21 protein-coding genes are annotated in these 24,714 nt (G+C 69.6%); 7 read left to right on the forward strand and 14 right to left on the reverse strand.

Going from position 1 to position 24,714, the window contains the following annotated elements; genetic code table 11:
• The first annotated feature begins 359 nt into the window (after positions 1 to 359).
• Positions 360 to 1,757, forward strand: a complete 1,398-nt coding sequence (locus ACTJI2_RS03995) for a TIGR03013 family XrtA/PEP-CTERM system glycosyltransferase (RefSeq protein ID WP_183642604.1) — start codon at positions 360 to 362, stop codon at positions 1,755 to 1,757.
• Positions 1,758 to 1,788: 31 nt separating this feature from the next.
• Here ACTJI2_RS03995 and ACTJI2_RS04000 read toward each other — a convergent pair whose 3' ends face one another.
• Entirely contained in the window at positions 1,789 to 2,703 is a 915-nt protein-coding gene (locus ACTJI2_RS04000; protein ID WP_440841192.1) for a glycosyltransferase, read from the reverse strand.
• Between ACTJI2_RS04000 and ACTJI2_RS04005 the strand changes: the two genes are divergently transcribed.
• The gene (locus ACTJI2_RS04005) at positions 2,702 to 3,724 is read left to right on the forward strand and encodes a polysaccharide deacetylase family protein (protein ID WP_192197577.1); all 1,023 of its coding nucleotides are present in this window, start codon (positions 2,702 to 2,704) and stop codon (positions 3,722 to 3,724) included. The genes ACTJI2_RS04000 and ACTJI2_RS04005 overlap by 2 nt on opposite strands.
• Before the next feature lie 16 nt (positions 3,725 to 3,740).
• Here the strand turns inward: ACTJI2_RS04005 and ACTJI2_RS04010 are convergent, their stop codons facing one another.
• The 4 genes from ACTJI2_RS04010 to ACTJI2_RS04025 are packed head-to-tail and all read right to left on the reverse strand — an operon-like array spanning position 3,741 to position 7,538.
• Complete coding sequence (locus tag ACTJI2_RS04010; protein WP_183642596.1) at positions 3,741 to 4,790, reverse strand: GNAT family N-acetyltransferase; 1,050 nt, start codon at positions 4,788 to 4,790, stop codon at positions 3,741 to 3,743.
• A gap of 3 nt (positions 4,791 to 4,793) precedes the next feature.
• Positions 4,794 to 5,774 carry an NAD(+) synthase gene (gene nadE / locus ACTJI2_RS04015; protein ID WP_318288793.1) on the reverse strand — a complete coding sequence of 327 codons (981 nt, stop codon included), beginning with the start codon at positions 5,772 to 5,774 and terminating at the stop codon, positions 4,794 to 4,796.
• The gene (locus ACTJI2_RS04020) at positions 5,771 to 7,279 is read right to left on the reverse strand and encodes a class I adenylate-forming enzyme family protein (protein WP_318288794.1); all 1,509 of its coding nucleotides are present in this window, start codon (positions 7,277 to 7,279) and stop codon (positions 5,771 to 5,773) included. Before ACTJI2_RS04020 ends, nadE begins: the two co-directional genes overlap by 4 nt.
• 10 nt (positions 7,280 to 7,289) lie before the next feature.
• Entirely contained in the window at positions 7,290 to 7,538 is a 249-nt protein-coding gene (locus ACTJI2_RS04025; RefSeq protein ID WP_183642589.1) for an acyl carrier protein, read from the reverse strand.
• 139 nt (positions 7,539 to 7,677) lie between these two features.
• Here ACTJI2_RS04025 and ACTJI2_RS04030 point away from each other — a divergent pair, with 139 nt between their 5' ends.
• Positions 7,678 to 8,871, forward strand: coding sequence for a PQQ-dependent sugar dehydrogenase (locus ACTJI2_RS04030; protein ID WP_440841193.1), 1,194 nt, complete (start codon positions 7,678 to 7,680; stop codon positions 8,869 to 8,871).
• Here ACTJI2_RS04030 and ACTJI2_RS04035 read toward each other — a convergent pair.
• The 3 genes from ACTJI2_RS04035 to ACTJI2_RS04045 are packed head-to-tail and all read right to left on the reverse strand — an operon-like array spanning position 8,868 to position 13,061.
• Positions 8,868 to 9,809 (reverse strand): methyltransferase domain-containing protein, encoded by a 942-nt coding sequence (locus tag ACTJI2_RS04035; RefSeq protein ID WP_440841194.1) that lies wholly within the window; start codon positions 9,807 to 9,809, stop codon positions 8,868 to 8,870. The two genes, ACTJI2_RS04030 and ACTJI2_RS04035, sit on opposite strands and share 4 nt — an antisense overlap.
• A 48-nt stretch (positions 9,810 to 9,857) precedes the next feature.
• Positions 9,858 to 11,852: an asparagine synthase (glutamine-hydrolyzing) gene (gene asnB / locus ACTJI2_RS04040; protein WP_440841195.1), complete on the reverse strand. Its 1,995-nt coding sequence runs from the start codon at positions 11,850 to 11,852 to the stop codon at positions 9,858 to 9,860.
• A 24-nt stretch (positions 11,853 to 11,876) separates the two neighbouring features.
• Positions 11,877 to 13,061 (reverse strand): glycosyltransferase, encoded by a 1,185-nt coding sequence (locus tag ACTJI2_RS04045; protein WP_318288796.1) that lies wholly within the window; start codon positions 13,059 to 13,061, stop codon positions 11,877 to 11,879.
• A 94-nt stretch (positions 13,062 to 13,155) separates the two neighbouring features.
• Here ACTJI2_RS04045 and ACTJI2_RS04050 point away from each other — a divergent pair, with 94 nt between their 5' ends.
• From ACTJI2_RS04050 to ACTJI2_RS04060, 3 genes are all read left to right on the forward strand, one after another.
• Positions 13,156 to 14,187: an acyltransferase family protein gene (locus ACTJI2_RS04050; RefSeq protein WP_192197583.1), complete on the forward strand. Its 1,032-nt coding sequence runs from the start codon at positions 13,156 to 13,158 to the stop codon at positions 14,185 to 14,187.
• A 43-nt stretch (positions 14,188 to 14,230) separates the two neighbouring features.
• Complete coding sequence (locus ACTJI2_RS04055) at positions 14,231 to 15,703, forward strand: oligosaccharide flippase family protein (RefSeq protein WP_318288797.1); 1,473 nt, start codon at positions 14,231 to 14,233, stop codon at positions 15,701 to 15,703.
• A gap of 78 nt (positions 15,704 to 15,781) precedes the next feature.
• On the forward strand, positions 15,782 to 16,411 hold the full coding sequence (locus ACTJI2_RS04060; RefSeq protein WP_183642571.1) for a hypothetical protein: 630 nt from the start codon (positions 15,782 to 15,784) through the stop codon (positions 16,409 to 16,411).
• 27 nt (positions 16,412 to 16,438) lie between these two features.
• On the opposite strand, the gene ACTJI2_RS04065 is transcribed toward ACTJI2_RS04060, so the two are convergent.
• The 6 genes from ACTJI2_RS04065 to ACTJI2_RS04090 all read right to left on the reverse strand — a co-directional run bounded on the left by ACTJI2_RS04065 (position 16,439) and on the right by ACTJI2_RS04090 (position 23,452).
• Positions 16,439 to 17,539 carry a GNAT family N-acetyltransferase gene (locus ACTJI2_RS04065; protein WP_440841196.1) on the reverse strand — a complete coding sequence of 367 codons (1,101 nt, stop codon included), beginning with the start codon at positions 17,537 to 17,539 and terminating at the stop codon, positions 16,439 to 16,441.
• Positions 17,536 to 18,663, reverse strand: a complete 1,128-nt coding sequence (locus ACTJI2_RS04070) for a GNAT family N-acetyltransferase (RefSeq protein ID WP_203321636.1) — start codon at positions 18,661 to 18,663, stop codon at positions 17,536 to 17,538. The genes ACTJI2_RS04065 and ACTJI2_RS04070 overlap by 4 nt, the downstream gene beginning before the upstream one ends.
• Before the next feature lie 132 nt (positions 18,664 to 18,795).
• The gene (locus tag ACTJI2_RS04075; protein ID WP_192197587.1) at positions 18,796 to 20,856 is read right to left on the reverse strand and encodes an NAD-dependent epimerase/dehydratase family protein; all 2,061 of its coding nucleotides are present in this window, start codon (positions 20,854 to 20,856) and stop codon (positions 18,796 to 18,798) included.
• Positions 20,857 to 20,873: 17 nt separating this feature from the next.
• Entirely contained in the window at positions 20,874 to 22,061 is a 1,188-nt protein-coding gene (locus tag ACTJI2_RS04080) for a glycosyltransferase (RefSeq protein WP_203321637.1), read from the reverse strand.
• Entirely contained in the window at positions 22,054 to 22,665 is a 612-nt protein-coding gene (locus tag ACTJI2_RS04085; protein WP_183642557.1) for a class I SAM-dependent methyltransferase, read from the reverse strand. Before ACTJI2_RS04085 ends, ACTJI2_RS04080 begins: the two co-directional genes overlap by 8 nt.
• 25 nt (positions 22,666 to 22,690) lie before the next feature.
• Entirely contained in the window at positions 22,691 to 23,452 is a 762-nt protein-coding gene (locus tag ACTJI2_RS04090; protein WP_318288799.1) for a DnaJ domain-containing protein, read from the reverse strand.
• Positions 23,453 to 23,620: 168 nt separating this feature from the next.
• Here ACTJI2_RS04090 and ACTJI2_RS04095 point away from each other — a divergent pair, with 168 nt between their 5' ends.
• Positions 23,621 to 24,703, forward strand: a complete 1,083-nt coding sequence (locus ACTJI2_RS04095) for a polysaccharide deacetylase family protein (protein WP_235996556.1) — start codon at positions 23,621 to 23,623, stop codon at positions 24,701 to 24,703.
• Positions 24,704 to 24,714: the final 11 nt, after the last annotated feature.

A 24,714-nucleotide genomic window follows, 5' to 3' on the forward strand; every position in this document is an offset into this window, starting at 1 on the left:
TTCGTGGTCGCGGGCGGGGGAGATCCCCGCGGACGGATCGCCGGGGGCCTGTCCGGACAGGTATCCCGCCGTCGGGGGTGTTTCCCGGTGCGGACTCCCGATTCGGGAAGCGGACGGAAGGTGGCCGGGTGCCGGCTGAAGTCGCGTTGATAGCGGTGTTACCAATGCAAGTGAAACCGTGGGTATCCGCGAATGACCTTAGTACGGGCAGGCCGCAGGAACACCAGGGATTCGGGGGCCAGGACAGGGGGAGACATGCAGGATTGCTTGAATGCGTGCGGCCGGTGCCGCGCGCCGCGGGGCTTGCGGACGAAGGCGCTGCCGATGCCGATGCCGATACCGGTGGCCGGGAGGTTGTCATGAAGTCCAGCCAGGCCAGCCGCAAGGCGCGCGCCGCCCGCATCCTGTGGATCGCGGAGGCCATCGTGCTGATGGCCGCGGTGATGGCCGCCGCCTGGATCCGTTTCCACAACGAGCCCGAGTACCACGTCGTCTTCGTCGAACAGGCGCCGATCCGCGCGGTGCTGGTGGCGCTGTTCCTCACCGGCGCGATGGCGGCGTTCGGCCTGTACCAGGTGCACGTCCGCCACACCCGGCTGGATTTCATCCTGCGGCTGACCCTCTCGTTCGCATTCGGCGGCATTGGCCTGGTGGTGCTGTATTACCTGATTCCGGCCACTTACATCGGCCGCGGCGTGCAGGCGATGTCGCTGGCGCTCGGTCTCTTGGGCGTCTGCCTGGTGCGGCTGGCCTGGATGCGCATCTACGGCTCGGATGTGCTCAAGCAGCGGATCCTGATTTTCGGCGCCGGCAAGAATGCCGACCTGATCAATTCACGCATGCGCCGCAAGTCTGATCGGCGTTCGTTCCTGGTGCTCGGCTTCGTGCCGGTGCCCGGCCAGCCGGTGCTGGTGAGCGAGGACCTGCTGGTCCGCCCGGGCGAGGAGGGCCTGGCCGAACTGGTCGAGCGCATGCAGATCGACGAACTGGTGATCGCGCCCGACGAGCGTCGCGGCGGCCTGCCGATGGAAGAGATGCTGCTGTGCGTGCAGCGCGGCGTGTCGGTGGTGGACCTGTCCAGCTTCTTCGAGCGCGAGGCCGGAATGGTCCAGCTCAACGTGGTGGATCCTTCCTGGCTGGTGTTCTCGGGCGGATTCGATTATTCGACGCCGCGGCGGCTGAGCAAGCGCTTCTTCGATCTGGCGGCGGCGCTGGCGCTGCTGCTGATCGCCTGGCCGCTGATGCTGCTGGTGGCGCTGGCGGTCTGGGTGGAATCGGGCGGCCCGATTTTCTACAGCCAGACCCGGGTGGGCGAGCGTGGCCGCCACTTCACCCTGACCAAGTTCCGCAGCATGCGCGTGGATGCGGAAAAGGACGGCGTGGCGATATGGGCGAGCAAGGACGATGATCGCAGTACCCGGGTCGGCAAGTTCATCCGCAAGACCCGCCTGGACGAGCTGCCGCAACTGGTGGCGGTGATCCGCGGCGACATGAGTTTCGTCGGGCCGCGCCCGGAGCGCCCGCATTTCGTCGACATGCTCAACGACGAGATCCGCTACTACGGCGTTCGCCACAGCGTGAAGCCGGGCCTGACCGGCTGGGCGCAACTGCGCTATCCCTACGGTGCCTCGGTGCGCGACGCCGAGGAGAAGCTGAAGTTCGATCTGTTCTACGTGAAGAACCACGGCCTGGTGTTCGACCTGATGATCCTGCTGCAGACGGTCGAGGTCGTGCTGTTCGGACGTGGCGCGCGCTGACGGCGTTGCCGGGATGCGGGAACGCCTCGGCTCAACCGGGAAGCAGGCTGCGGATCGCGCGACGCGCGGCGAACGGTGCCAGCCGCAGCAGTTCGCGGCGGACCGCCGGATCCGGCGTCAGTCGCCAGGCATCGCGCGCCAGTCGCCAGCCGTCGCGCCAGCGCCCGCGAATCAGCATTCCACGCGCGTTGCGCGCGTAGGTGCCGGCCAGGGCGCGGTCCAGTTCCGCATCGGCGACCTGCCCGCGCGCGGCGCGCACCGCACGTTCGACCACGCGCACGTAGTCGTCATAGGTGCTGGGTTCGGCGGAGAGGCCATCGTGTCCGCGCATGGCGCGCACCAGCGACTGCTCGACCACGCCGATCGGCCAGCGCTGGGCGATGCGCAGGTGGAAGTCGATGTCCTCGGCGGTGCGCAGGCTTTCATCGAAACCGCCGATGTCCTCGAACACCTCGCGGCGCAGGATCGCCGACGCCGGCGCGAGCGCGGGATTGTGGATCACCCAGCGCAGCACTCGGCCGTCTTCGCGGATGACGTCGCGGCGACGAAACACGTCGATCAGGCGGCCTTCGCTGTCGACCCGCTCGACGTCGCACAGGACCATGCCGGCCTCCGGGTGCGCTTCCAGCCAGGCCAGTTGCCGTTCGGTCTTTTCCGGCAGCCATTCGTCGTCGCTGTCCAGCAACGCGAAGTAGCGGCCGCGGGCCAGGCGCATGCCGTGGTTGCGCGCGGCGGATACGCCCGCGTTGGCCTGCCATACGTAGCGCACGCGATCGCCGTAGCGCGTGCGCAGGAGTTGTTCCGTACCATCGGTGGAGCCATCGTCGACGACGATGATTTCGTCGACGGCGCGGGTCTGCGCGAGCACCGTTTCGATCGCGCGCACCACCAGGTCCCGCCGGTTGTAGGTGGGTATAATCGTTGAAACCTCGATAGCTGGCGCCATGCTGAAGGATCTCTCCAAGAAGCTTCTATACGTCAGTGGCCTGTTGGGCCTGTACCACCGTGTGCGCAACGCGGACAGCCTGACCGTGGTGATGTTCCATCGTACCCTGAGCCCGGACGATCCGCGCTGGCGGACCTGCGATCCGGATTACACGCTGGCCACGCGCTGGCTGGCCGATTCGCTGGCGTTTTTCCGCAGGCACTACCACGTGGTATCGCTGGAACAGGTGCTGGCCTCGCGCCGGACGGGGGCGCCGCTGCCGCCACGCGCGCTGCTGATCACCTTCGACGATGGCTGGGCCGACAATGCCGACTACGCGTTGCCCGAATTGCGCAAGGCGGGCCTGCCGGCGTTGATGTTCGTGGTGTCCGATGCGGTCGGTACCCGCCAGCCGTTCTTCCAGGAACGCCTGATCGCCGCGCTGCGCCGCGGCGCGTTGAAGCTGGCCGATCTGGCCGACGCGATGCAGCCACACCTGTCCGAACCGTGGCGGCCGCGCGATGAATCGCTGGACGAGCTGCGCGAGGCGATCGCGCGGCTCGAACGGATGCCGGCCGAACACCGCGAGGCGGTGCTGGCGCCGTTCATGGCAGCGCTGGACGATGGCCACCGGCACATGGTGACCGTGGAGGAATTGCATCGGCTGGCCGCTGGCGGCATGGCGCTGGGCCTGCACGGCAAGACCCATGCGCCGATGAAGCACGCGGCCGATCTCGACGCGGAACTGTCCGGCGCGCGCGCGGCGCTGGCGCGGCAGCTGGGACAGCCGGCGCCCAATGCCGAATCGATGTCCTTCCCGCATGGTTCCTTCGACGATGCGATCGCGCAGCGCGCGCGCGATGCCGGCTACGAGCTGATCTTCACCAGTGTGCCGGTGCTCAATCCGGCCGCCGGCGGGGTTGGCTGGCTGCTGGGGCGCACCGGCTTCGAGACCGATGCGGTGGTCGATGCGCGTGGACGTTTCCGGCCGGACTGGCTGGCGCTCTACCTGTTCCGCAAACCGGCGCAGCGGCTGGCCTGAAGCCAGGCCGCGCGCCTCATTCGTCCTCATCCGCCGAGGTCAGGAACCAGACCGGTTCGGTGGCGTTGGCGAGGTTCCAGCGCACGAACACCGGGCGTTGGCTGCGTTCGCTGAAGCCGGCCTCGCGCCATCCCTGCAACTGGCCTTCCGGCCCGGTGATCTCCACCGATACCGAGCCATGGCCCGCTGCGCGCGCGGCGGCGATCAGGGCCTGCACGTAGTGCACGGTGAGTCCGTGCGCGCCGTTGTCGGACCAGAAGTCGCGCACGTGCAGGGTGGCGTCCTCCACCTGCACCGCGAACCATGCCTTCAGTGCGTGGCTGCCGGGCGAAGTGATCCAGAGGTAGCGGGTGGTCGCCAGCGGCGAGTCGTCGAAGCGCCACTTGGCGTGCACGCTGTCGCGCACCGCGAGCACGCCATCGCCCTGCGACGCGGCGGCCCACAGGGCATCCATGCGCGGATCGGCGCGGTTGCCCCATTCGGTGCGCAGGCGCGGGCCATGCCAGCGGCGCCAGCCGTCGCGCAAGGCCACCCCCGTATCGAGCAGCCAGCCCGCGGCGGGTGCCAGCCATTCCGGCATCCGCGCGCGCAGGTAGCGCGCGTGGCGGATCACCCGCGCATAGCGCACCAGATGGGTCGCCTGCTGGTAGCCCATGCGCTTGAACACCGCCGCCGCCTTCGGATTGGGGAATCCGTACAGGACGTCCACCTGCTCCCGGCCGGCGTCGATCAGCCCCTGCTGCAGCATCAGCGCCGGGCCGAGCGAACGGTGCTCGGGCAGCACCGCCAGATCGACCAGCACGCCGGCGTCCAGATCGCGGCCACGATGGCGCATCCGGCGGCGGCCGGCGCAGGCGGTGCCCACCCATTGGCCGGTCCGGGTTTCCTGCAGCAGTTGCAGCAACGGCGCACCGTGCGGGCAACCCAGGTAGAACCAGTCGTACTTGGCGGCGATCCGATCGGTGCGGCCCAGATTGCCCCACCAGATCGACAGCACGGTGTCGCGGTCGCGCAGCGGATCGCCGGCATGGACCAGGTACTGCGGCGTGGGCGGGGATTGGTTCACGGATCAGTCCAGCTCGGGCACGTCGCCGGCCAGCACCGGTGCCATGTGCAGGTAGCGGGTGGTGCGGCGCTTGTTGCGGATGTCCTCGTAGACCGCCTCGGCCTGCGCCGGGGTGATGTCCAGCGCGGTGGCCAGTTCGCCGGCGGGACGGGCGTGGTTGAGCGCCCACAACGCCAGATCCATCTGCTGGTAGGGCAGGGCGAAGTAGAACTCGTCCTGGCCCTGGCTGAGGCTGTAGGTGTCGGTGGTGGGAATCGCCGCGCAAACGCGCTCGGGCAGGCCCAGGTGGCGCGCCATGCCGTACACCTGCGATTTGTACAGGTGGGCGATGGGCTTGACGTCGGCGGAGCCGTCGCCGTTCTTGACGAAGAAGCCCTGGTCGTATTCGACCCGGTTGGGCGTGCCGACCACGCCGTAGTTGAGGCGATCGGCGTGGAAATATTCCAGCGTCTTGCGAATGCGCTGCTTGAAATTGGTCGCGGCGACGATGGCCAGGTAATCGGCCAGCGCCAGTTCGCGTTCATGGCGTTGGCCATCCGGCGATTCGGCGATCAGGCGGAAGCGGTTGATGCGACCTTCGGTGCCGCCGTCGATGACGATCTTGAACTTCCAGCCCTCGCCGTACTCGGGCAGGGTGTTGCGCACCGCCTGGTCACGCGCGCGGTAGCAGCCTATGGCTTCCAGTGCCGGCGCGATGTCGACGGTCTCGGTGCGCACGCCGAGGTGTTCGGCCAGCAGGCGGGCGCGCACCGCACTGTCGTCGGAGGAGTCGCGTTCCGGCAGGATCAGGGTGAACACGCGGTCCGGGCCCAGCGCGCGCACGGCCAGCGCGGCGCTGACCGAGCTGTCGATGCCGCCGGAAATGGCGACCACCAGGCCGCGCCGGTGCAGTTGCCGCGCGGTGATTTCACGCAGGCGCGCGGCGATGCGATCGGCTTCCTGTTCGTAGTCGATGTCGAGGACGTGGCGGTCGAGGCTGCTCATGGCGTTGCGGTCTGCTCCATCAGTTGGAAGCGTCGCACCTTGCCCGAGGCGGTCCGGGGCAGGGTGTCGACGAAGGTGACTTGTCGGGGAATCTTGTACGGGGCCAGGCGCGCGCGGCAGTGCGCCTTGATGCGGTCCTCGGCGCGGGGCGGCAGTTCGCCGGCGGCGACGACGAAGGCACGGATGACCTGCCCCATCACTTCGTCGTCCACGCCCACCACCGCGACCTCGCGGACGACGGGCAACTCGGCGATGACCTCTTCCACGTCGGTGGGGTGCACGCGGTGGGCGCCGGTCTTGATCATGTCGCTGCGGCGGCCCTGCAGGTACAGGAAGCCGTCCGCATCCAGGTGGCCGAGGTCACCGGTGTGCAGCCAGCCGTCGCGCAGCACCTGCGCGGTCGCCTCGGGATTGTTCCAGTAGCCGGCCATCACGTTCGGGCCGCGCACGCAGACTTCGCCATCCTCGCCGGGCGCCGCGGCGACGCCGTCCTCGCGGCGGATCCGCCATTGCACGCCGGTCACCGGGATGCCGACCGAACCGAGCTTGTCGTCCAGCCGTTCCGGTGGCAGCCAGCTGATCCGCGAGGTCGCCTCGGTCTGCCCGTACATCACGTACAACCGCGGCGTCGGCAGCAGTTCGCGTACCCGGCGGGTCAACGCCGGCGACATCGCGCCACCGGCCTGGGTGAGATAGCGCAGGCTGGACAGCGGACGCGCACGCGCGGCCAGCGGCTCCAGCAGCAGGGCGAAAGTGGACGGCACGCCGGAGAAGCCGGTCGCTTCGGCCTGCTCGATGGCGTCGAGCACCAGGTGCGGGAACATCAGGCCGGGGCCGAGCACCACGCAGGCGCCGCTGATGAGATGGGTGTGCAGCACCGATGCGCCATAGGCGTAGTAGAACGGCAGCACGCTGAGCACGCGATCGGAAGCATCCAGGCGCAGGTAATCCACGATGGCCTGTGCGTTGGCCAGCAGGTTGGCGTGGGTGAGCATCACGCCCTTGGGCGCACCGGTGGTGCCGGAGGTATACAGGAGCAGCGCCGGATCCGAGGCTTCCGGCAGCAATGTGGTGGGCGGCGGTTCGCCAGCGTTCCCGTCCACCAGCGCTTGTCCGTCTTCCGGCGCGGTGCAAGCCGGTGGCGCGGGCAACTGCGCGATCGCCTCGACGACATCGCGATGCGCGGCTTCATGCACCACGTGGCGTGCGCCGCAGTGCTGCAGCCAGGGCAGGAAGTCGCGCAGGCGCGCCTGCGCGTTCAGCGGCACCGCGATGCCGCCGGCCAGCCAGGTGCCGTAGCAGGCGACCGCGGCCTCGATGCGGTTGGGCAGGATGATCGCCACCCGATCGCCGTCGCGCAGGCCGGTCTCGCGCAGGCGCGCGGCGAACCGGCGCGCCTGCCGCCAGAAGCCGGCGTAGTCGGCGTGGCGATCGCCGTCGACGAGGGCCGTGCGCGCGGGCGCATCGCGCGCCACGCGTTCGACCCGGGAGCAGAGGGTTTCCATCGGCGATGGATCAGCCGGCCCGCTTGCGGGTAACGAACTCGTCCACCGTGTCGATGGTGTCGAAGTTGGCCGGGGTCATTTCCTCCGGCACGATCTGCAGCTTGAACTGATCCTCCAGGAAGAAGATCAGCTCGTGGATGCCGGTCGAGTCGATGATGCCGCCGCGAATCAGCGAATCCTGGTCCCCGATGGCGGTGGGGTCATCCGAGAACAGGAAGTTCTCCAGGATGAACTGCTTGATCTGTTGTTTCTGCTGCATGGGGGTCCCCTGTGGCGGTTTCGCTTGCTGTCATTGAAAACGCAAGCCCGGTGGGCATCCGGCCAGTCCGTACGGTGGCGTTGGCGTGGTTGGTGGCGGTGTTACCATCGCGGCGGTCTTCACGCCGGGGAAGCTCGCGATGCGCCGTCTGCCACTGGTTCTGCTGCTGGGATTGGCGGCCTGCCGCCAGGATGCGCCGGCGCCTTCCGTGCAGCCCCACGTGGTCCGCGGGGCGACCCCCGTCCCCTACGTTTCGGAGAAGGGCGCTTACACCGTGACCGAACTGGTCACCGGGCTGGAACACCCCTGGGCGCTGGCCTTCCTGCCGGATGGCGGCATCCTGATTACGGAACGCCCGGGCCGGCTGCGCCGCATCGCGGCGGACGGCGAGGTGTCCGCGCCCATCGGCGGATTGCCCGACATCTTCGTCGATGGCCAGGCCGGGCTGCTGGACGTGGCGCTGTCGCCGCAGTTCGCGCGCGAGCCCTGGGTCTATCTGGCATTCGCCGAGCCCACCTTCCGCGGCAACAAGGCCGGCACCGCGGTGGCGCGCGGAAGGCTGGAGGGCGACCAGCTCAAGGACGTGGAGGTGGTGTACCGGCAGGAACCCAAGCTCTCGCATGGCACCCACGTCGGCGCGCGGCTGGTGTTCGACGACGCCGGCCACCTGTTCGTCACCCAGGGCGACAACCGGGTGGCCGCCGCCGCCGCGCAGGAACTGGACAAGCTGCAGGGCAAAGTGGTGCGGATCTGGCCGGACGGGCGCATCCCGGACGACAACCCGTTCGTGGGCAAGGCCGACGCCCGCCCGGAAATCTGGTCCTACGGCCACCGCAACATGCAGGGCGCGGCGCTGCACCCGGTCACCCGCGCACTGTGGATCAGCGAGCATGGCCCGCAGGGCGGCGACGAGATCAACCTGCCGCGACCGGGCGCCAACTACGGCTGGCCGCTGGCCACCCATGGCATCGACTACAGCGGCAAGCCGGTGGAAGGCGCACGCGGGCGCAGCGTGCCGGGCATGGAGGATCCGCATTACGTCTGGGAGAAATCGCCGGCGGTCAGCGGCATGGCGTTCTATACCGGCGGGCTGTTCCCGCAGTGGCGGGGCAACCTGTTCCTGGGCGCGCTGGCGGCCAAGGAATTGATCCGGCTGGAACTGGACGGCGACAAGGTGGTGCACGAGGAGCGCCTGCTGGGCGAACGCGGCCAGCGCATCCGCGATGTGCGCCAGGGACCAGACGGCGCGCTGTACGTGCTGGTGGACGCGCCGGACGGCAAGCTGTTGCGGATCGCGCCGCCGGCGGGCGCCGCGGGTGCGCCGGGCGGCTAGATCGCGGCGGCCACCACCGGCGCCACCGCCATGGCGGGCTTGCGCGCGATGAAGTCCACGCTGGTGATGCAAAGCTGTTCCGGCGGAATGCCGGCGAACTGCGGGTGCACCGGTGTGGCCGCCAGTTGCCGCAGGCGCTCCGGGCGCGCGTTCGAAGTGTCCAGCACGATGGCGAAGCCGCAGTCGCGGGCGTCATCGACGAAGCGGTGCGCGCGCAGCCGGTTCTGGTACAGGAAGGCGTTGTTCCAGCGTTGCCACTGGCGATCGGAATAGCGCAGGTAGTGCAATTGGTGAATCTCGCGATCCACGTAGGCGTAGTGATCGCCGCAGTTGACCGAATGGAACATGATGCCGCCCGGCGCCAGGATCCGCATCGATTCGCGGTACATCGCGCCGATCACTTCCGGCGGCACGTGTTCCAGCACACTGTTGGAGAAGACCACGTCGACCTCGCCATCGGCCAGCGTGGTGCGGGTGGCATCGGCGGGCGCGCGGTACTGGATCACGCCGTCGGTGGCCGCTTCCAGCGAATCGCCGGCCAGCAGGCGGTTGCGCAGGCGCAGGTAACGCTCGCGCACCGCATGCGGATCCGCGCCGCCGGCTTCGGCGATGCGCGGCAGGAATTTCTCCAGCGTGGCCACGCACCGCTCGGTCAGGTCGCGGCGCAGGTGGGTGTTCAGATCGTAGGTGGTGATGCGCGCCGCGCCGGCCAGGTAGCAGGCGAACGGGAAGGTCGGGTACCAGCCGGTGCCGATCTCGAAACCGCGCATGCCGGCGAACGGCGCGCCGGCATCGCGCAGGTGGCCTGCCATGATCGCCCAGTCGTCGATCTTCACCGACAGTTCGCGCTCGAAGTCCTGCAGGCCGCCGAACTGGCGTTGCAGGTGGAAATGCAGGGTATGGCCGCCGGGCAGGTATCCCAGCACTTTCTGGACCATTCCTTTGACTCGCCAGTGCATGTCGGCTCCGTGATCGGGTGGGTGCGCTCAGCCCGCCGGGACGGCCAGCGGCGCGTCGGTGGCGCGATGGGCGTGGGAGGCGGTGCGCGTTTCGTTGAGCTGGCGGTGCACCAGCATGGTCGAGAGGATGCCGACGAACGCCTGGTTGTCGGCGAAACCGGTGGCGCGGCCCTGCCGGCATTTCTCCACCAGCCGCGACACCGCCTGCGGTTCGAAGTAGCCGGCGTCGCGGATGGAGGCCGGCGCGAGCAGTTCGGCGACGTAGTCCAGCGGCTTTCCGTCGAAGAAGAAACTCTGGCTGTCCGGCGCGCGGTAAGGCTGCTTGGTACGTTGCACGATGTCGGCCGGCAGCAGATCCGCCAGCGCGCGGCGCAACAGGTACTTTTCGGTCATGCCGCGGATCTTGAAGCTCGGCGGCAGCCGGTTGGCGAACTCGATGACCCGGTGATCCAGATAGGGGACGCGGCCTTCGATGGAATTGGCCATCGCCACCCGGTCGCCCTGCGAGGACAGCAGGTAGCCGGCCAGCAGCGACTTGGCCTCCACGTACTGATCGCGCGCCAGCGGACTCCACGCCATGATCTCCGGTGGCAGGGTCTGCTCGTAGGCGTCGAGCGGATCCCAACTGGTGGAGGCCGCGCGCAGATCCGGCGAGAGGAATCCCAGCGCGCGCTGCGAGGTGGTCCAGCGCGGCACGTGCGCGAACACCGGCCGGTGCAGGTGCTCCATGCCCTGGCCGAAGAACGACTGGGCGAAACCCGGGTGGCTGACCGGCGAGTTGCGCAGGTAGCCGTACAGGCGTTCCAGCAGGCGCGGGCGCAGGCGCGAATCCGGTTGCCGCGCCCAGAACCGGCGCACCTTGGCCTCCTTGAACAGGTCGTAGCCGCCGAACACCTCGTCGGCGCCTTCGCCGGTCAGCACCACCTTGTAGCCGTGTTCGCGCACGCTGCCGGCCAGCAGCATCAACGGCACCGGCGCGGTGCGCAGCACCGGCGTCTCGGTGTGGCGGATCAGGCGCGGGAACGCTTCGCCGATATCGCGGCGGGTGCAGCGCAGGGTGGTGTGATCGGTGCCGAGGTGGCGGACCATCGCCTGCTGGTGTTCGCTCTCGTCGAACTCGCCGTCCTCGAAGGCGACCGAGAAAGTGCGGACGGGCGTGTCGGTGAACCCCTTGATCAGCGCGACGATGCCGGAGGAATCCAGGCCGCCGCTCAGGTAGGCGCCGACCGGGACGTCGGCGCGCAGTTGCAGGCGCACCGCGTCGACCAGCAGCGTGCGCAGTTCGGCGGTGGCCTGTTCCACCGACAGCGGGTAGCGCGATGGCGCGGTTTCGGCGGCGTCCGGGAACGTCCAGTTCCAGTAGGGACGCAGGTGCTGGCTGCCATCGGCCTCGATGCTCAGCAGGCAGCCCGGCGGCAGGCTCTGCACGCCTTCGTACAGGGTGTCCGGATCCACCGGCGCCCAGTAGGTCAGGGTCTGCATCAGCGCGCGCGGATTGAGCTGCGCGCATTCGGGCAGCACTGCCAGCAGCGACTTCACCTCCGAGGCGAACCACACGCGGCCATGGCGATGGGCGTGGTACAGCGGACGGATGCCGGCGCGATCCCGCGCCAGCACCAGCCGCCGGCGTTCGCCGTCCCACAGGGCGATCGCGAACTGGCCGTTGAGGTGCTGGACGAAATCGTCGCCGTAGCGGTCGTACAGGTGCACGATCACTTCGGTGTCGGAATGGGTGTAGAAACGGTGGCCGCGGGCTTCCAGATCCCGGCGCAGTTCCACGTAGTTGAAGATCTCGCCGTTGAACACCGTCCACGCCGTGCGGCGCTCGTTGTGGATCGGTTGATCGCCGGTGGCCAGGTCGATGATCGACAGCCGCGCATGCGCCAGCGCCGCGCCGGGCTCGGCGTGGAAGCCGAAGCCGTCCGGGCCGCGATGGGCCAATGGATGGATCATCCTTTCCAGCGCCGGGCGGGCGCCGTCCGGGGTCACGTCAGCGCCGCTGAAACCTGCGATTCCGCACATGGTCGGGTCTCCTTCGCGGCGGAATCAGGTGGAACCGGCGGCGTACAGCGCACGCTCGCCCCGGGCTTCGGCCAGCACTTCCTCGCAGGCCAGCAGGGTGTCCTGGGCGACCTGGCGCCAGTCGCGCGAGAAGCGGCGCGCCAGGGCGGCCTCGTCCCAGTCGCGCTCCAGCGCTTCGCGCAGGCCCTCGGCCAACGCGGCCGGATCGCGCGCCGGCACCAGCACGCCGCTGGCCGCGTCGACCACCTCGGGAATGCCGCCGACCGGGGTGGCCACCACCGGCCGGCCGCAGGCCAGCGCCTCGACCAGCACGTTGGGATGGCCTTCGGAATAGCTGGGCAGGGTGACCAGATCGGAGGCGCACATCCAGCGCGCGACTTCCCCCGGCGGGCGCGTGCCGGCGAAACGCACCGGCAGCTCGCCGGCCGCGGCCAGCGCCGCCAGTTCCGCGTGCATCGGGCCTTCGCCCACCAGCACCAGTTGCAGGCGCGGCCGGCTGGCGCGCAGCGCGCCGGCGGCGGCGAGCAGTTCGCGTAGTCCCTTCTCGGGCACCAGCCGGCCCACGTAGGTGACCACTTCGGCGTCCGCGGGCAGATCCAGCGCCCGCCTGGCCTCGGCGCGGTCGGCCGGATGGAAGATGGACGCATCGCAGCCGTTGGGGATGGCGCGGATGCGGTCCGGATGGGCACCGTAGTCGCGTTCGGCGACCCGGCCCAGATCCTCGCTGACCACCAGCAGGCGGCGGGCGGCATGCAGCACCGGGCGGGTCAGCCGGCGGCTGATGGCGTCGCGCACGCGCAGGTCCGAGCCGCGCGCGCCCACCACCAGCGGCACTTCGGCCTGGCGCGCGGCCAGCATCGCCCCGTAAGCATCCGGATAGAGCCAGTAGGACAGCACCAGGTCCGGCGCGAAGGCGCGCAAGGGCGCGGCGATGGCGCGCGCGCACAGCCGGCCGTTGAACGGGCGGCTGACCGCCGGCAGGGCGGGGTAGCGCACGTATTCGACGTCGCAGCCCGGCACGCTGTGGTGCTCGTCCGAGGCCCGGTAGAGGTAGCTGCGCGGCTGCGCCCAGCGCGGATAGGTGGCGACCGGGCTGAGCACGCGCACCTGCGCCAGCCGCGAAAGCTCGCGCACGGTCTGGTAGATCGGGCGGCCGCGGTTGGGCTCGCCGGCAATCGGGAACTGCGAAGTGACGATCAGCAGCCGCATGTCGCCCCGCCTCGGCCGGATGCCGGGAACTGGCCTGTTGCGGGACTCGCTAGCGTTATATCGACCATGCAGTGAACCGGTTCCGGGAGTTGAAGTGGTCCGCGAAAATTCGCCTTCCGTGCGCGTGGTGGAGCTGGATGCCCTGCGGGGCATCGCCGCCGTGGCCGTGATGGCTTACCACTACACAACGCGGTACACGGAGCAGATAGGCCATGCGGGGGGCATGCCGCTGGACCTGCTGGCCGGCAAGTACGGGGTGCAACTGTTCTTCCTGATCAGCGGCTTCGTCATCTTCATGACCCTGGAACGGACCCGGACCGCGATGGATTTCGTGGTCTCCCGATTTTCCCGGCTGTTTCCCGCCTACTGGGCGGCGCTGGCCCTGACCAGCCTGGTGGTCTATTCGATCGGCCTGCCGTTGCAGCAGTTGTCGCTGCACGACTGGGCGCTGAACCTGACGATGTGCCAGGAGTTCCTGGGCGGCGAGCACCTGGACGGTTCGTACTGGACCTTGCAGATCGAGCTCTTCTTCTACGCGCAGATGCTGCTCTGGTACATGCTGGGGCTGCTGAAGCGGATCCACTGGATCATCGCCGGCTGGCTGGTGCTGGCCGCCATCGAAGGGCTGTGCGAGAAGAATGGCTGGCACTTTTCCTACGTGCTGCGCGAACTGCTGATCCTGCGCTTCATCCCGTTCTTCGCGATGGGCATCCTGTTCTACCGGATCCGCCAGAATCCGGAGGAATGGCGATTGAACGCGACCATGATCGGGCTGTGCCTGCTGGCGATCGCGGTCGGCGAGCGGCCGGTGTTCCTGCTGGTGGGCACGGTCTGCTGCGCGATCTTCATCGCCTTCACCCTTGGCTGGCTGCGCTTCCTCAATGTGCGCTTCTTCGCCTGGCTGGGAACGCTGTCCTATTCGCTGTACCTGATCCACCAGGCGATCGGTTTCGCGGTGATCTACCGGCTGGAGCAGTTGGGCGTGCCGAGCCTGGCCGCCTGCGGCGCGGCGGTGGGGGTGGCGTTCGCCCTGGCCGTGCTGCTGAGCCATGGGGTGGAGAGGCCGGCGATGCGCTGGATCCGCTCGGAGTGGAAGCGGCGCGGCATGCGCCTGGAGACCGCGTGAGCACGTACGATGGCGCCCACGCGGGGCGGGGTGGGGACGGGGTTTGAAGGACAGGCACAAGATCGTTTCCGCCGCCGCGTGGAGCATTGGCGCCGGCCTCGCCGGCCGTGCCGTCGGGTTGCTGGGCACGCTGCTGATCGCCCGCCACCTGAGTCCGGACATCGTCGCCGAGGTGACGGTCGCCACCATCATCGCGCTGACCGGCAACTGGATCGGTGCCTGGGGCTGCGGCCAGTACGTGATGGTGCGCGGCGGCGAGGGGCGCGAGGCGATCTTCACCGCCAGCGTGTTCTACCTGCTGGCCGGTTCGCTGGTGATCGCGGCGACCTGGTGGGCCACGCCGTGGCTGGCCGATTGGTTGCAGGCGCCGAACCTGGCGGCCTACCTGCCCGGTGCCCTGCTGGGCATCGGCATCCGCCGGCTGGGCGCGATCCCCGACAAGCTGCTGGCGCGCGAACTGCGGTTCGGGCGCATCGCCATGGCCACCGCGCTGGGTGACGTGGCCTACGCCACCGTCGCGGTGACCCTGGTGAGCACGACCGATCTCGGCGGTCGCGCGATGATCCTGGGTTTCATCGCCCAGTCCTGCGTGATCGCGGGGATCACCATCACCGGCACCGGCTGGCGCAGCTGGCTGGCGCCGGCCCGCCTGCGCTGGGCGCGGGTGCGCGACATCATCCGGTTCGGCGCGCCGATCACCGGCGAAATCACCCTTGCCGAGGGCGGGCGCTACTGGGACAAGCCGCTGATGCTGCGGCTGGTCGGCGCGCATGACGCCGGCGCCTATGGCATGGCCTTCAACCTGGCGCAATTGCCTGCGGTCTACGTCGGCGGCCATATCGGCACGGTGATGGTGCCGGCGATCGTGCGCGCGGAACCGGCGGCGCGCGCACCGCTGATCGTCAACGCGCTGGTGGTGGCGGCGGTGCTGCTGTGCCCGATGGCGGCGGGCCTGGCGATGGTCGCCCCGACCCTGGTCGCCGCGTTGCTGCCGCCGACCTGGGCGCTGGTCGCGCCGCTGCTGGGCGTGCTGGCCTTCATGCTCCTGCTGGGACCGGGCAGCTACATCCTGTCCTCGTTCCTGACCTCGCTCGGCCGCAACGCGATCCTCATGTGGATCGAGGTCGCGACGATGGCCGTGCTGTTGGCCGCGTTTGCCGTGCTGGCGCGTTGGGGAGTGATGGCGGCGGCTTTCGCGGTCGGGGTGGCGATGCTGGTGCAGTGGTTGCTGACCGTCCAGGCCTGCCATCGCGATGGCGTGCGGCTGGGACGCCTGTGGCCGCCGCTGTCACGGGTGGCGCTGGCTTGCGTGGCGATGGCGCTGGCGGTGTGGGGCGTGCGCACGCTGATCGCCGGCCAGGTGCCGGCCTCCGCGCAGCTGCTGCTGGAAGTGGCCACCGGCGTGCTGGCCTATCCGGTGGCGCTGGGCGTTTTTGGCGGCGGGTTGCTGGGGAACCTGCTGCAGTCGGCGGGCCTGGGACGGCTGCCGTTGCTGGGACGCTGGTTGCGCGGTTGAAGAACGGGGTGGTGCGGGGCGATCGCCCCGCGCATGCGGAATCATGGCTTCCAGGGAAGCCGAAGGGGAAGAAAGGGGATGTTCGATTTCAATGCCATCGTGCTGTTGCGACGCGAGGCCGGCAGCGCGGGCGACAATCCGCTGGCACCGGAGCAGCGGTTCGTCGAGCTGAGGCTGGGCGACGAGGCGCGGCTGTCGAAGGTGTACCGGCAGCAGGGCCGCACCGGCGACCCGGCGCGCCTGCGCCGGCGCTTCGAGCGCGGTTTCCGCTGTTTCGCGATCGAGGAGGGCGATGAAGTGATCGCCTGGTTCTGGGCGCTGCACGGGGTGCCGCGTTACTTCGACGAGATGGGCTGGCTGTTCCCGCTGGACAGGACCCAGGTCTGGCTGCGCGATGCCTACGTCGTGCCGCGCCGTCGCGGCCGCCGCTTGCTGCTGGCGATGATGGCGATCGGCAGCACGGTGGAATCCGCGCCGCTGGAGTACCTGTCCGATGTCAGCTACATCAATCGTCCGTCGCTGCGTGCGCACCGGACGATGGGCTTCAAGCCGTTCGCCACCGTGTGCAGCCTGATGCTGGGTGGGCGGTTGCTGTGGCGGAGCCAGCCGCCGACGCTGCTGCCGGCGCCCACGGCGCTGCATCCGCACAAGCGCCTGCTGTGGTTGAGCGCCGAGGAGCGCGCCTGGCATCGCACCGAGATCGCCTGAGCCGCCGGTGCGTGCGGACGACGGGTTTCAGTCGTCGTGGCCCAGCCGGTACGCCAACGGCCGCAGCGCGCGCGCCGCCGACAGCCAGCGATTGGCCGCGGATCCGGCGGCGAGCACGCCGGACACCATGACCTGCTGATCCGGCAGCAGCTCGGCCAGGTAGGAGTTCTCCTGCGCCTGGCTGTCGAACTGGCGCAGGTGCGGCCAGCGCGCATGCATCGCTTCGAACAGCTGCCACTCGTTGAGCCGGCCGGGGCTGGCCTGGCGGTACTCGGGATCCCAACCGGTCTTGAAGCCGCTGAGAACCTGGCCCGACATCAGGTTGCTGGTCGAGGCGATGACCTTGCCCGCGCACAGCGTCTCGACGAACACCAGCGCGCCGGTTGGCGCCAGCCGCGCCGCCATTTCAAGGAAGAAGCCGCGCTGGGCCGCGCTGGCATGCAGCGAGCTGCCGGCCTCGCCCTTCCAGCCGGCGTGCTCGAGCGCGAGGTGCCGTTCGGCCGCGGCCTGGTCGGCATCGCCCCCCTGCAGGATGCGGGTGGCGACTTCGCCCTGGTCCTGCAGGCGGCGCAGGCGTCGACGCAGATCCTTGAGCACCGAAGCGCGCATGCGCGCGGCGGTGGAGATCCCGGCCCTGGCGCGCAGCACCGGTCGCTGGAAGCGCCGGGTTTCGTGCCATTGCAGGCGTGGATCACGGGTGGCCCACAGCGCCGCCGACAGCGGGCATTCGGCCACCAGGTTGTGCAACAGCAGTACCGAGACCGGTGACCGCGGCTGCGCCATCAGATCGATCATCGCGGCGGCGACCGTCTCGGCGGCGCCGGGCGCATGCAGCAGGCCGGACTGGAACGCGTGCGCATGGCGATAGCCGCGCCAGTGCGGCAGCGGCACGAACAGGTTGGGCCGCCGGCGTTCCAGGCAGGCCAGGCCGATCAGTGCGCCGCCGCCGTCGCGCACGCGCAGCAGCGTCGGCGGGGCGTGCGGCGTCAGCCAGCGCGCCGCCGCCTGCACGAAGCCCGGCATCAGGAATGGATTGGAAGCCGCGCTGGTGCCGGCCAGGGCCTCCCATTCCGCGAAGTCGGCGGCCTGCAGGCGATCCCAGGGATCCAGGGCGACCGTGGCGGTCATGCCGGCACGGTTCCATGCTTGCGGCCGCGCAATGCATCCATCACCCGCGTGCGCAGGCCCACGCGATCCACCGACAGCCAGGCCATGCGGCCTTCGGCCATCGCCAGCACGCGCTTGTAGTCCATGTCGCCGGCCATCAGTTCGTAGCGCGACTGGCCCTCCTGGATCGCGTGCTGCACCGCTTCGGTCAGCAACAGGAGTCCGGGACTGCCGCAGTCGCCGATGCGCGGGTAGTCGATGCCGGCCTGGTAGAAGCAGACCACCCCGCGCGACACCAGGTGGTAGAGATAGCCGACCACATGCCCGCCGGCCTGGAAGCGCAGCAGTTGCGCGCCATGTCCGGGCTCGGAGTCGGCGATCAGCTGGCGATGGAAGGCGACGATGCGCGGATCGGCGAACGCGCCCTGTTCACCGGCTTCGGCGGTCCAGTGCGCCTGATGCAGCGCGACCAGGCCATCGAAGAACGCCAGCCGCTCCTGGGCCGTGGCCGCCACGGCCACCTGCAGTTCGCCCCAGCGTTCGCCCAGCCTGCGGGCGGTGCGGCGCACGCGGGCGCGGGTGTTGCGTCCGAGCACGCTGGACAGGTACAGGCCGTGGTCTTCGCGCAGGCCGGTCAGATCGATGTACGGCGTCGGCCGCTTGAACATGCGCAGGCGGAGATCCGGCGCGCGCATCTGTTCCAGCGGAATGCGATCGACCTCGATGCCCGGCAGGAACAGGGTGAGCCAATGACGTTCGTGGCGATGCAGGTGATCCACGAATGCCACCAGGGTGTCGCTTTCCAGTCCGGCCTCGCTGAGCAGGCCGTTGAATTCGATGGTCAGGCTGTCGAGCGCGCGGTCGCCCACCTGGTGCAGCCGCAGGTGGGTGGGTCCCAGGCCGAAGAAACGGCGGCGCGCGGTGACGATGCCCAGCCCGACCAGGCGCTTGTTCAAGTAGACCGACGCCAGCCGCGCGGTCCTGCGCGGGCAGATCAGCTTCAGCCAGGTGCCGATCCACAGCCAGCTGAGGAACACGCTGCAGTAGGAGCGGCTTTCCAGCTCCTCCCAGCGCAGGCGCAGGACCTCGAGATCCGGCAGCGGCTCCAGGCGGACTTCGAATGAGCGGGTGGCGGGCGAGAGCATCGCGGGTTTCTCGTATCCGTGGAGAGGCGTCACCACGACCCCGCGCGACCGCGCGGGATCAGGGCGGGTGATGCAAGAGCTGTGCCACGCGGGCGCGCATCGGCGGAAGGAGCGGGAAGGAACGCGACGCGGTCAACCGAACGTCGCATCCAGCCCCTGCTCCACGCCCACGCGCGGCGTCCAGCCCAGCTGTTCGCGCGCGGCGGTGGTGTCGAAATTGGCCAGCGGCCGCAGCGAACGCACGCGGTAGCGGGTCAACGGCACGTCGCGCTTGAGCAGCTTGCCCAGCAGTTCCACGCCCCAGCCCAGCAGCATGAAAATCCCCACCGGCACCCGCAGCCGCTTGAGTTCGCCGCCCAGCTTGCGCTGCGCGCGCTGCAGGTAGGCTTCCTGGGTGACGGCGGAGGTGTCCACGATGTTGAAGATGCGGCCGGGCGCACCGGGCGCGTCGGCCGCCTGCACCAGCGCGTCCACCACGTCGTCGATGTAGACCAGCGGCAGGGTCTGCGCGCCGCTGCCCACCGCGACCCAACGACCGGCCAGGCCGATGACGCCGTTGGGGGTGACCTTTTCCGCGCCGGGGCCGAAGATCTGGCCGGGCCGCAGGATCACCGCCGGCAGGCCCTGGCGCTCGATCGCCTCGCGCACATGGCGCTCGGCGCTCAGCTTGGTCTGGGTGTAGGCGCCGCGCCATTCCGGATGCGGTTCATAGGCGGAGGATTCGTTCATCACCGCGGTCGGCGCGCGGCCGGCGTGATCGAACACGCTCATCGAACTGACGTAGACCAGACGGCGGCTGCCATGGGCCAGGCAGGCGTCGACGACGTTGCGTGTTCCCCACACCGTGCCGGCCTCGAAATCGCGCGGTCCGCCGCGCATGGCCGCGCCGACGTGATAGACCACGCCCGCGCCCTTGACCGCGTGGTCGACGATGCGCGGGTCGCCCAGGTCGCCGATCACCGACTGCACGCCGGGATCCTGTGCATAGGCGGCGACCGGACGACGCACCAGCACGCGCACGCTGCGGCCCTCGGCGCGCAGGCGCGCGACCAGCCGGCGGCCGAGGAACCCGGCGGCGCCGGTGACCAGCGCATCGACGGGCGGCAATTCGGTGTAGCGGCTTTCCAGCAGCGCCAGGCGCTGGCGATCCGGTTCGGCGCACAGCGGTTCCAGCAGGCGGGCGATGCGCAGCGCGTCCTCGCCGGTGAACGGCGGTGCGGCGCCATCGCGCGCGGCCTGCGCGAATGCCTGCGCGCCGTGGCGGATGCCGGGCGAGGGCTTGAGCATCCCGGTGGCGAAGCGCACCACGTTCCAGGGAATCCGGAACACGTCCTTGAACGCGCTGATGAAAGAGTTGGCGACGATGCCGATGAACTTCGGGCCGGGCAGCACGCGGTGGACGCGGCAGGTCTGCAGGAAACGATCGACCTCGATGGTGCCGCGGGTGCCGCGCACGAACACGCGGTTTTCCATCGGCCGCGCGTTCCAGGACAGCAGCAGCCGGCCGGTGCCGCGCGCGGCGCGCACCTGCGCCTGCCACTCGTCGAAGTGCAGGTTGGGATCGGCGCCGCGGGCCTGGAATGCGACCTCGGCATGTTCGATGTCGCCGAGGAACGCCTCGATGGTGTACAGGCCGTGCACGCCGAGATCGCGGAACGGATAGGAACCCTGGGTCACCGAACCGGGCAGCGGGCCGCCGGCGTAGGGCGGATATTCGGAATTGCGGATGATGTCGACCGACACCACTTCGCCGATTTGGCCGTCGCGCACGGCCTGCAGGGCCTGCATCAGCACCGGGTCGAACAGATCCGAATGGTTCACGCCCAGCAGCAGGCCGCGGCTGCGGGCGCTGGCGATCATCGCTTCGCAATCGGCCACGCTGTCGGCCATCGGCTTTTCGACCAGCACGTGGCAGCCCATGTCCAGCGCCGCCAGGGCGATGGCCGGGTGCGACGAAGGCGGGGTGAGCACGTACACCGCCTGCGGCTGCGCGTCGGCGAGATCCTCCAGGCGCGCGGCCGCGCGCGCCACGCCGAAGCGCTGGGCCAGCGCCTGCGCCGCCGGCAGCTGGCTGTCGCAAATGCCGACCACGTCGACGAAATCCAGGCGCTTGAGCGCGGCCAGGTGATGGGTGGCGACATAGCCGGCGCCGACGATGGCGACGCGCAGCCGGGTGGAAGCGGAAGCGGGCATGGGGGTATTGAGCATGATCAGGAAAGGGGGCGTTGGCGTTGCAGGGCTTGCGCGAGGGTTTCGAGCACCGTGTCCACGCGGCGATCCCAGGTCTGGTCGGCGACCGCGGCGATGCGTTCGGCGGCGGCTTGGGGCGTGTCCTCGGCCAGCGCGCTTTCCAGCGCGCGCAGGTACTCCTCGCGATCGCGGGCGATGCGCACCCAGCGCGAGAACTTCTCGATTTCGGGGTTGTGCACGCTCACCACCGGCTTGCCGGTGGCCAGGTACTCGCGCAGCTTGAGCGGATTGGAGTTGGCCACCTGGCGATTCATCCGGTACGGGATGATCGCCACGTCGAAGGCCTTGGCCCATTGCGGCAGGGTGGCGTAGGGCTGGGCTCCGGCCAGGCGCACGTTGGGCAGCGCGCGCAGTTCGCTCACGTCGGCGGCGGCATGGCCGACCAGCAGGAAGGTCCACTGCGGGCGCTGGCGCGCCAGCCATGCAATCAGGTCCAGGTCGATCCATTCGTGCAGCGAGCCGATGTAGCCAATCACCGGCCCGGGCAGGTCGCGCGCGGCGGCGGGCAGTTCGGTACCGGCCTCGCTGGCGCGGCGGAACAGATCCACGTCCACGCCGTGCGGGGAGTAGACCGTGCGCGGATTCAGTTCGCGCTTGCGCGCCAGCAGCGCCGGCGGGGCGACGAACTGGAGGTCGGCGGCGCGGCTCAGGGCTTCGTCGCGACGACCGATCAATTCCGGATCCACGCCCGGGTGCGCGGCGTAGTCGTCGATGCAGTAGTACACGCAGAACTCCTCGCCCAGGCGCCCGGCCAGGAAGCCCGGATGCGGAACGGCGAACCAGGAGATGCGCCGCTGGATGCCGACCGCGCGCAGCGCGCGACGCACGGCCCAGCGCCCGAACAGGCGGTTGAACGCGTCCACGCCGGGAATGCGCCGGAACGGCAACTGCGGCACGGTGCAGCGCCAGAATCCCTCGCGGATGCGTTCGGGGCGGCGCAGCGCCGCGCTCAGCTTGCGCCATGCCTTCTTCAGATCCCGTCCGGACGCATTGGGCGCGCGCATGCCGGGGGAATCCACGTACAGCACCGGCATGTGGCCGGCCAGGCGGGTGGCGATGTGGTGGCTGCTGGTGCGGTTTTCCGCGTTCCAGTCGTTGCCGAAATAGACCACGCCCAGCCCCTGCAGGGTCGTATCGGCGTCAGTCATCGCGCCACCATGCGATCAGCCAGGCAGTGGCGCCATGGTGGATCCAGTCCTTGCGCACGCCCGGGATGTCTTCCACGTGCGGGCCGATCCGCCCGCAGGCCGGCGCGAAGAATGTCACCAGCCCGTTGCGGCCCAGGTGACGCATGCGCGCGATCGTGGCGGCGGGCTCGCTCAGGTAGTAGAGCACTTCGCAGGCGGTGACCAGATCGAAGCGGTGGCGCTGTTCGCCCCAGGGCTGGTGGAACAGGTCGGCGGCGGCGAAATGCGCGCGCGGCAACCGCGCCTGCGCGCGCGCCACCGCGTGCGCGCTGACGTCCAGGCCGTACTGTTCATCGCTCAGGCGCGCCAGGTATTCGGTCTGGTGGCCTTCGCCGCAACCGATCTCGAGCACGCTGCCGACCCGGCCGAAGGCCTGTTCGATCACCCGGTTGGTGGCCTCGAAGCGGGTCCGCTCCATCGCCGAATCCATGTTCCAGGGATCCTCCATGCGATAGGCCATGTCCAGCCGCGCATGGTTGTCGCTGCCGCCGACGCCGCGCAGCGCGTACTTCATCCACAGGCGTCGCTGCGCCTTCTTCAGCAGTCCGGCGGTGCCAGCAAACATTCGAATCCCCCTGAACCTTGGTCCTTCAGCAGTGCGGCACCTCCTCGGTCGCCGCATGCGCGCTTGCCTCGTCCACCCGCAGCGGCCGCAGTGGCGAGCTGTACCAGCCGGCCACCCTGCCGCAGCGGAACTCCACCCACGAAGGGCCGTAGTCCCAGCGGGCCGCGTGCTCGCCATCGGGCTCGCCGAGGATGCGCCGGGCCTGCCGGGTGTCCATGCCGACGGCAAGCCGGCTGGTGATCTCCGGCGTGCCCAGTCCCGGCGAAACCGCGTCACCGGGACCTGCGGGATCCAGCGAGGGCGTGGCGCTCTTCTGAGCGCCCCACCAGTACAGCACCAGCGCGAGCAGCGCCAATATCAGCAAGTAACGGCGACGACGCGGAAATCCGGTCACCGGGCCGGGCACGGGTTCCTCGTCGGCATCGTTGGCCGGTTCGGAATCGCGGGTCCAGCGCGCCTGCTCGGCGGCGAACGCGAGCGCGGGACCCGGCGCCGGGGCAGGAGGGAAATCGTCCACCAGCACGGGAGCATCGCCGCCGTCGTCCGGCGACACCGGTGTCGGCCGCGATGCGCCGGGCAGGCGGCCGTGGGCGCGGTGGAACTCCAGCGCCGCCGCGTACATGCGGTTCAGCCGCTGCAGTCGCGCGACGTCGGCGGGATGGCGCTGGTGATCCGGATGCAACTGCATCACCCGGCGCCGGTAGGCATGCTTGAAAAGCTGCATGCTGCACTCCGCGTCCAGCCCCAGTTCGTTGTACAACGCGACGAAGTCGGTATCGTCCGACATGCAGGACACGCCCCTGATAATCCCCGTTTACGTTAGCGCAGCGCGCTTGCGTTCGCCTGCCAGACGACAAACCGGAGCGGATGCGGCCAACCGGCGCCGGCGTGGCCGGATTCGGCGGCAATCCGCGTATTCAGGGCATCGGGCATGGTTGCCGGATGCGGATGGATGATGGCCAGGGGAGCATCGAAACAGGCAAGGGAGCGTGCGGGCCGCAGGCAACTGCTGGCGCGCTGGTGCCACCGTGCCGGCGTGCTGCCGCTGCTCGGCAGGATGCGGCTGGGCTCGGGCGACGCGGTGCGCGTGCTGGCCTATCACCGGGTACTGGAATCGGCCGAACCGGCCGACTTCAGTTTCGACACCGATCTCATCAGCGCCTCGGCGGATGCGTTCCGCCAGCAGATGGCCTACCTGAAGCGCCACTTCGTGCCGATGACTTTCGCACAGGTGCTGGATCACCTGGACCAGGGCCGGCGGCTTCCCCGCGGTGCGGTGCTGGTGACCTTCGACGACGGCTACGACGACAACTACCGGATCGCCTTCCCGATCCTGCGCGAGTTGGGCATGTCGGCGATGTTCTTCGTATCGACCGGCCATATCGATTCCGGCCGTCCCTACGCATATGACTGGCTGGTGCACATGGTGTGTTCGACCCCGGCCGCGCGCCTGCAGGCGCCGGAGCTGGGCGTGGACTGGGCGCTGGGCCCGGACCTGGGCGAACGCCGCGCGCAGGCCTCGGAATTGCTGGACCGGCTCAAGTCGCTGGATGACGAGGGCCAAGGCGCGCTGATCGCGCGGCTGGAGCGCGAGTGGAGCCTGCCGCGCTCGGAGGGACATCCCCATTGCCGGCCGATGACCTGGGACCAGTTGCGCGAAATGCGCGCGGCGGGCATGGAAATCGGTTCGCACGGCGTGGACCACCGGATGCTGGCCAAGCTGCCGCGGGATCGGATGGTTGCCGAGGTGCAGGGTTCCAAGCAGGCGCTGGAGCGCGAACTGGGCGGTCCGGTCGCGGTGCTGTCCTATCCGGTCGGCGGGCCGGACGCGTTCGACGGCGACACGGTCGAGGCGGTGCGGGCGGCGGGATTCCGGATGGCCTGCAGCTACGTGGCCGGCACGCGCGCGATCGAGGCCACCACGCTGTACTCGGTGCCGCGGTTGCCGGTGGAACGGCAGATGGACCGGGAATGGTTCGAGGCGATGGTGGCGGTGCCGGAGGTGTTCAGCTACACATCAAGGTTGCGCACAGGTTGAACGAGCGGAGC

The sequence above is a fragment of the Pseudoxanthomonas sp. 22568 genome (assembly GCF_052044485.1).
Lineage (GTDB): Bacteria > Pseudomonadota > Gammaproteobacteria > Xanthomonadales > Xanthomonadaceae > Pseudoxanthomonas_A > Pseudoxanthomonas_A beigongshangi.

Coding starts and splice junctions, on each gene's coding strand:
- ACTJI2_RS03995 (WP_183642604.1), top strand. CDS start 360: ATGAAGTCCAGCCAGGCCAGCCGCAAGGCGCGCGCCGCCCGCATCCTG.
- ACTJI2_RS04005 (WP_192197577.1), top strand. CDS start 2,702: ATGCTGAAGGATCTCTCCAAGAAGCTTCTATACGTCAGTGGCCTGTTG.
- ACTJI2_RS04000 (WP_440841192.1), bottom strand. CDS start 2,703: ATGGCGCCAGCTATCGAGGTTTCAACGATTATACCCACCTACAACCGG.
- nadE (WP_318288793.1), bottom strand. CDS start 5,774: ATGAGCAGCCTCGACCGCCACGTCCTCGACATCGACTACGAACAGGAA.
- ACTJI2_RS04020 (WP_318288794.1), bottom strand. CDS start 7,279: ATGGAAACCCTCTGCTCCCGGGTCGAACGCGTGGCGCGCGATGCGCCC.
- ACTJI2_RS04025 (WP_183642589.1), bottom strand. CDS start 7,538: ATGCAGCAGAAACAACAGATCAAGCAGTTCATCCTGGAGAACTTCCTG.
- ACTJI2_RS04030 (WP_440841193.1), top strand. CDS start 7,678: ATGCGCCGTCTGCCACTGGTTCTGCTGCTGGGATTGGCGGCCTGCCGC.
- ACTJI2_RS04035 (WP_440841194.1), bottom strand. CDS start 9,809: ATGGTCCAGAAAGTGCTGGGATACCTGCCCGGCGGCCATACCCTGCAT.
- asnB (WP_440841195.1), bottom strand. CDS start 11,852: ATGTGCGGAATCGCAGGTTTCAGCGGCGCTGACGTGACCCCGGACGGC.
- ACTJI2_RS04045 (WP_318288796.1), bottom strand. CDS start 13,061: ATGCGGCTGCTGATCGTCACTTCGCAGTTCCCGATTGCCGGCGAGCCC.
- ACTJI2_RS04060 (WP_183642571.1), top strand. CDS start 15,782: ATGTTCGATTTCAATGCCATCGTGCTGTTGCGACGCGAGGCCGGCAGC.
- ACTJI2_RS04065 (WP_440841196.1), bottom strand. CDS start 17,539: ATGACCGCCACGGTCGCCCTGGATCCCTGGGATCGCCTGCAGGCCGCC.
- ACTJI2_RS04070 (WP_203321636.1), bottom strand. CDS start 18,663: ATGCTCTCGCCCGCCACCCGCTCATTCGAAGTCCGCCTGGAGCCGCTG.
- ACTJI2_RS04075 (WP_192197587.1), bottom strand. CDS start 20,856: ATGCCCGCTTCCGCTTCCACCCGGCTGCGCGTCGCCATCGTCGGCGCC.
- ACTJI2_RS04080 (WP_203321637.1), bottom strand. CDS start 22,061: ATGACTGACGCCGATACGACCCTGCAGGGGCTGGGCGTGGTCTATTTC.
- ACTJI2_RS04085 (WP_183642557.1), bottom strand. CDS start 22,665: ATGTTTGCTGGCACCGCCGGACTGCTGAAGAAGGCGCAGCGACGCCTG.
- ACTJI2_RS04090 (WP_318288799.1), bottom strand. CDS start 23,452: ATGTCGGACGATACCGACTTCGTCGCGTTGTACAACGAACTGGGGCTG.
- ACTJI2_RS04095 (WP_235996556.1), top strand. CDS start 23,621: ATGGCCAGGGGAGCATCGAAACAGGCAAGGGAGCGTGCGGGCCGCAGG.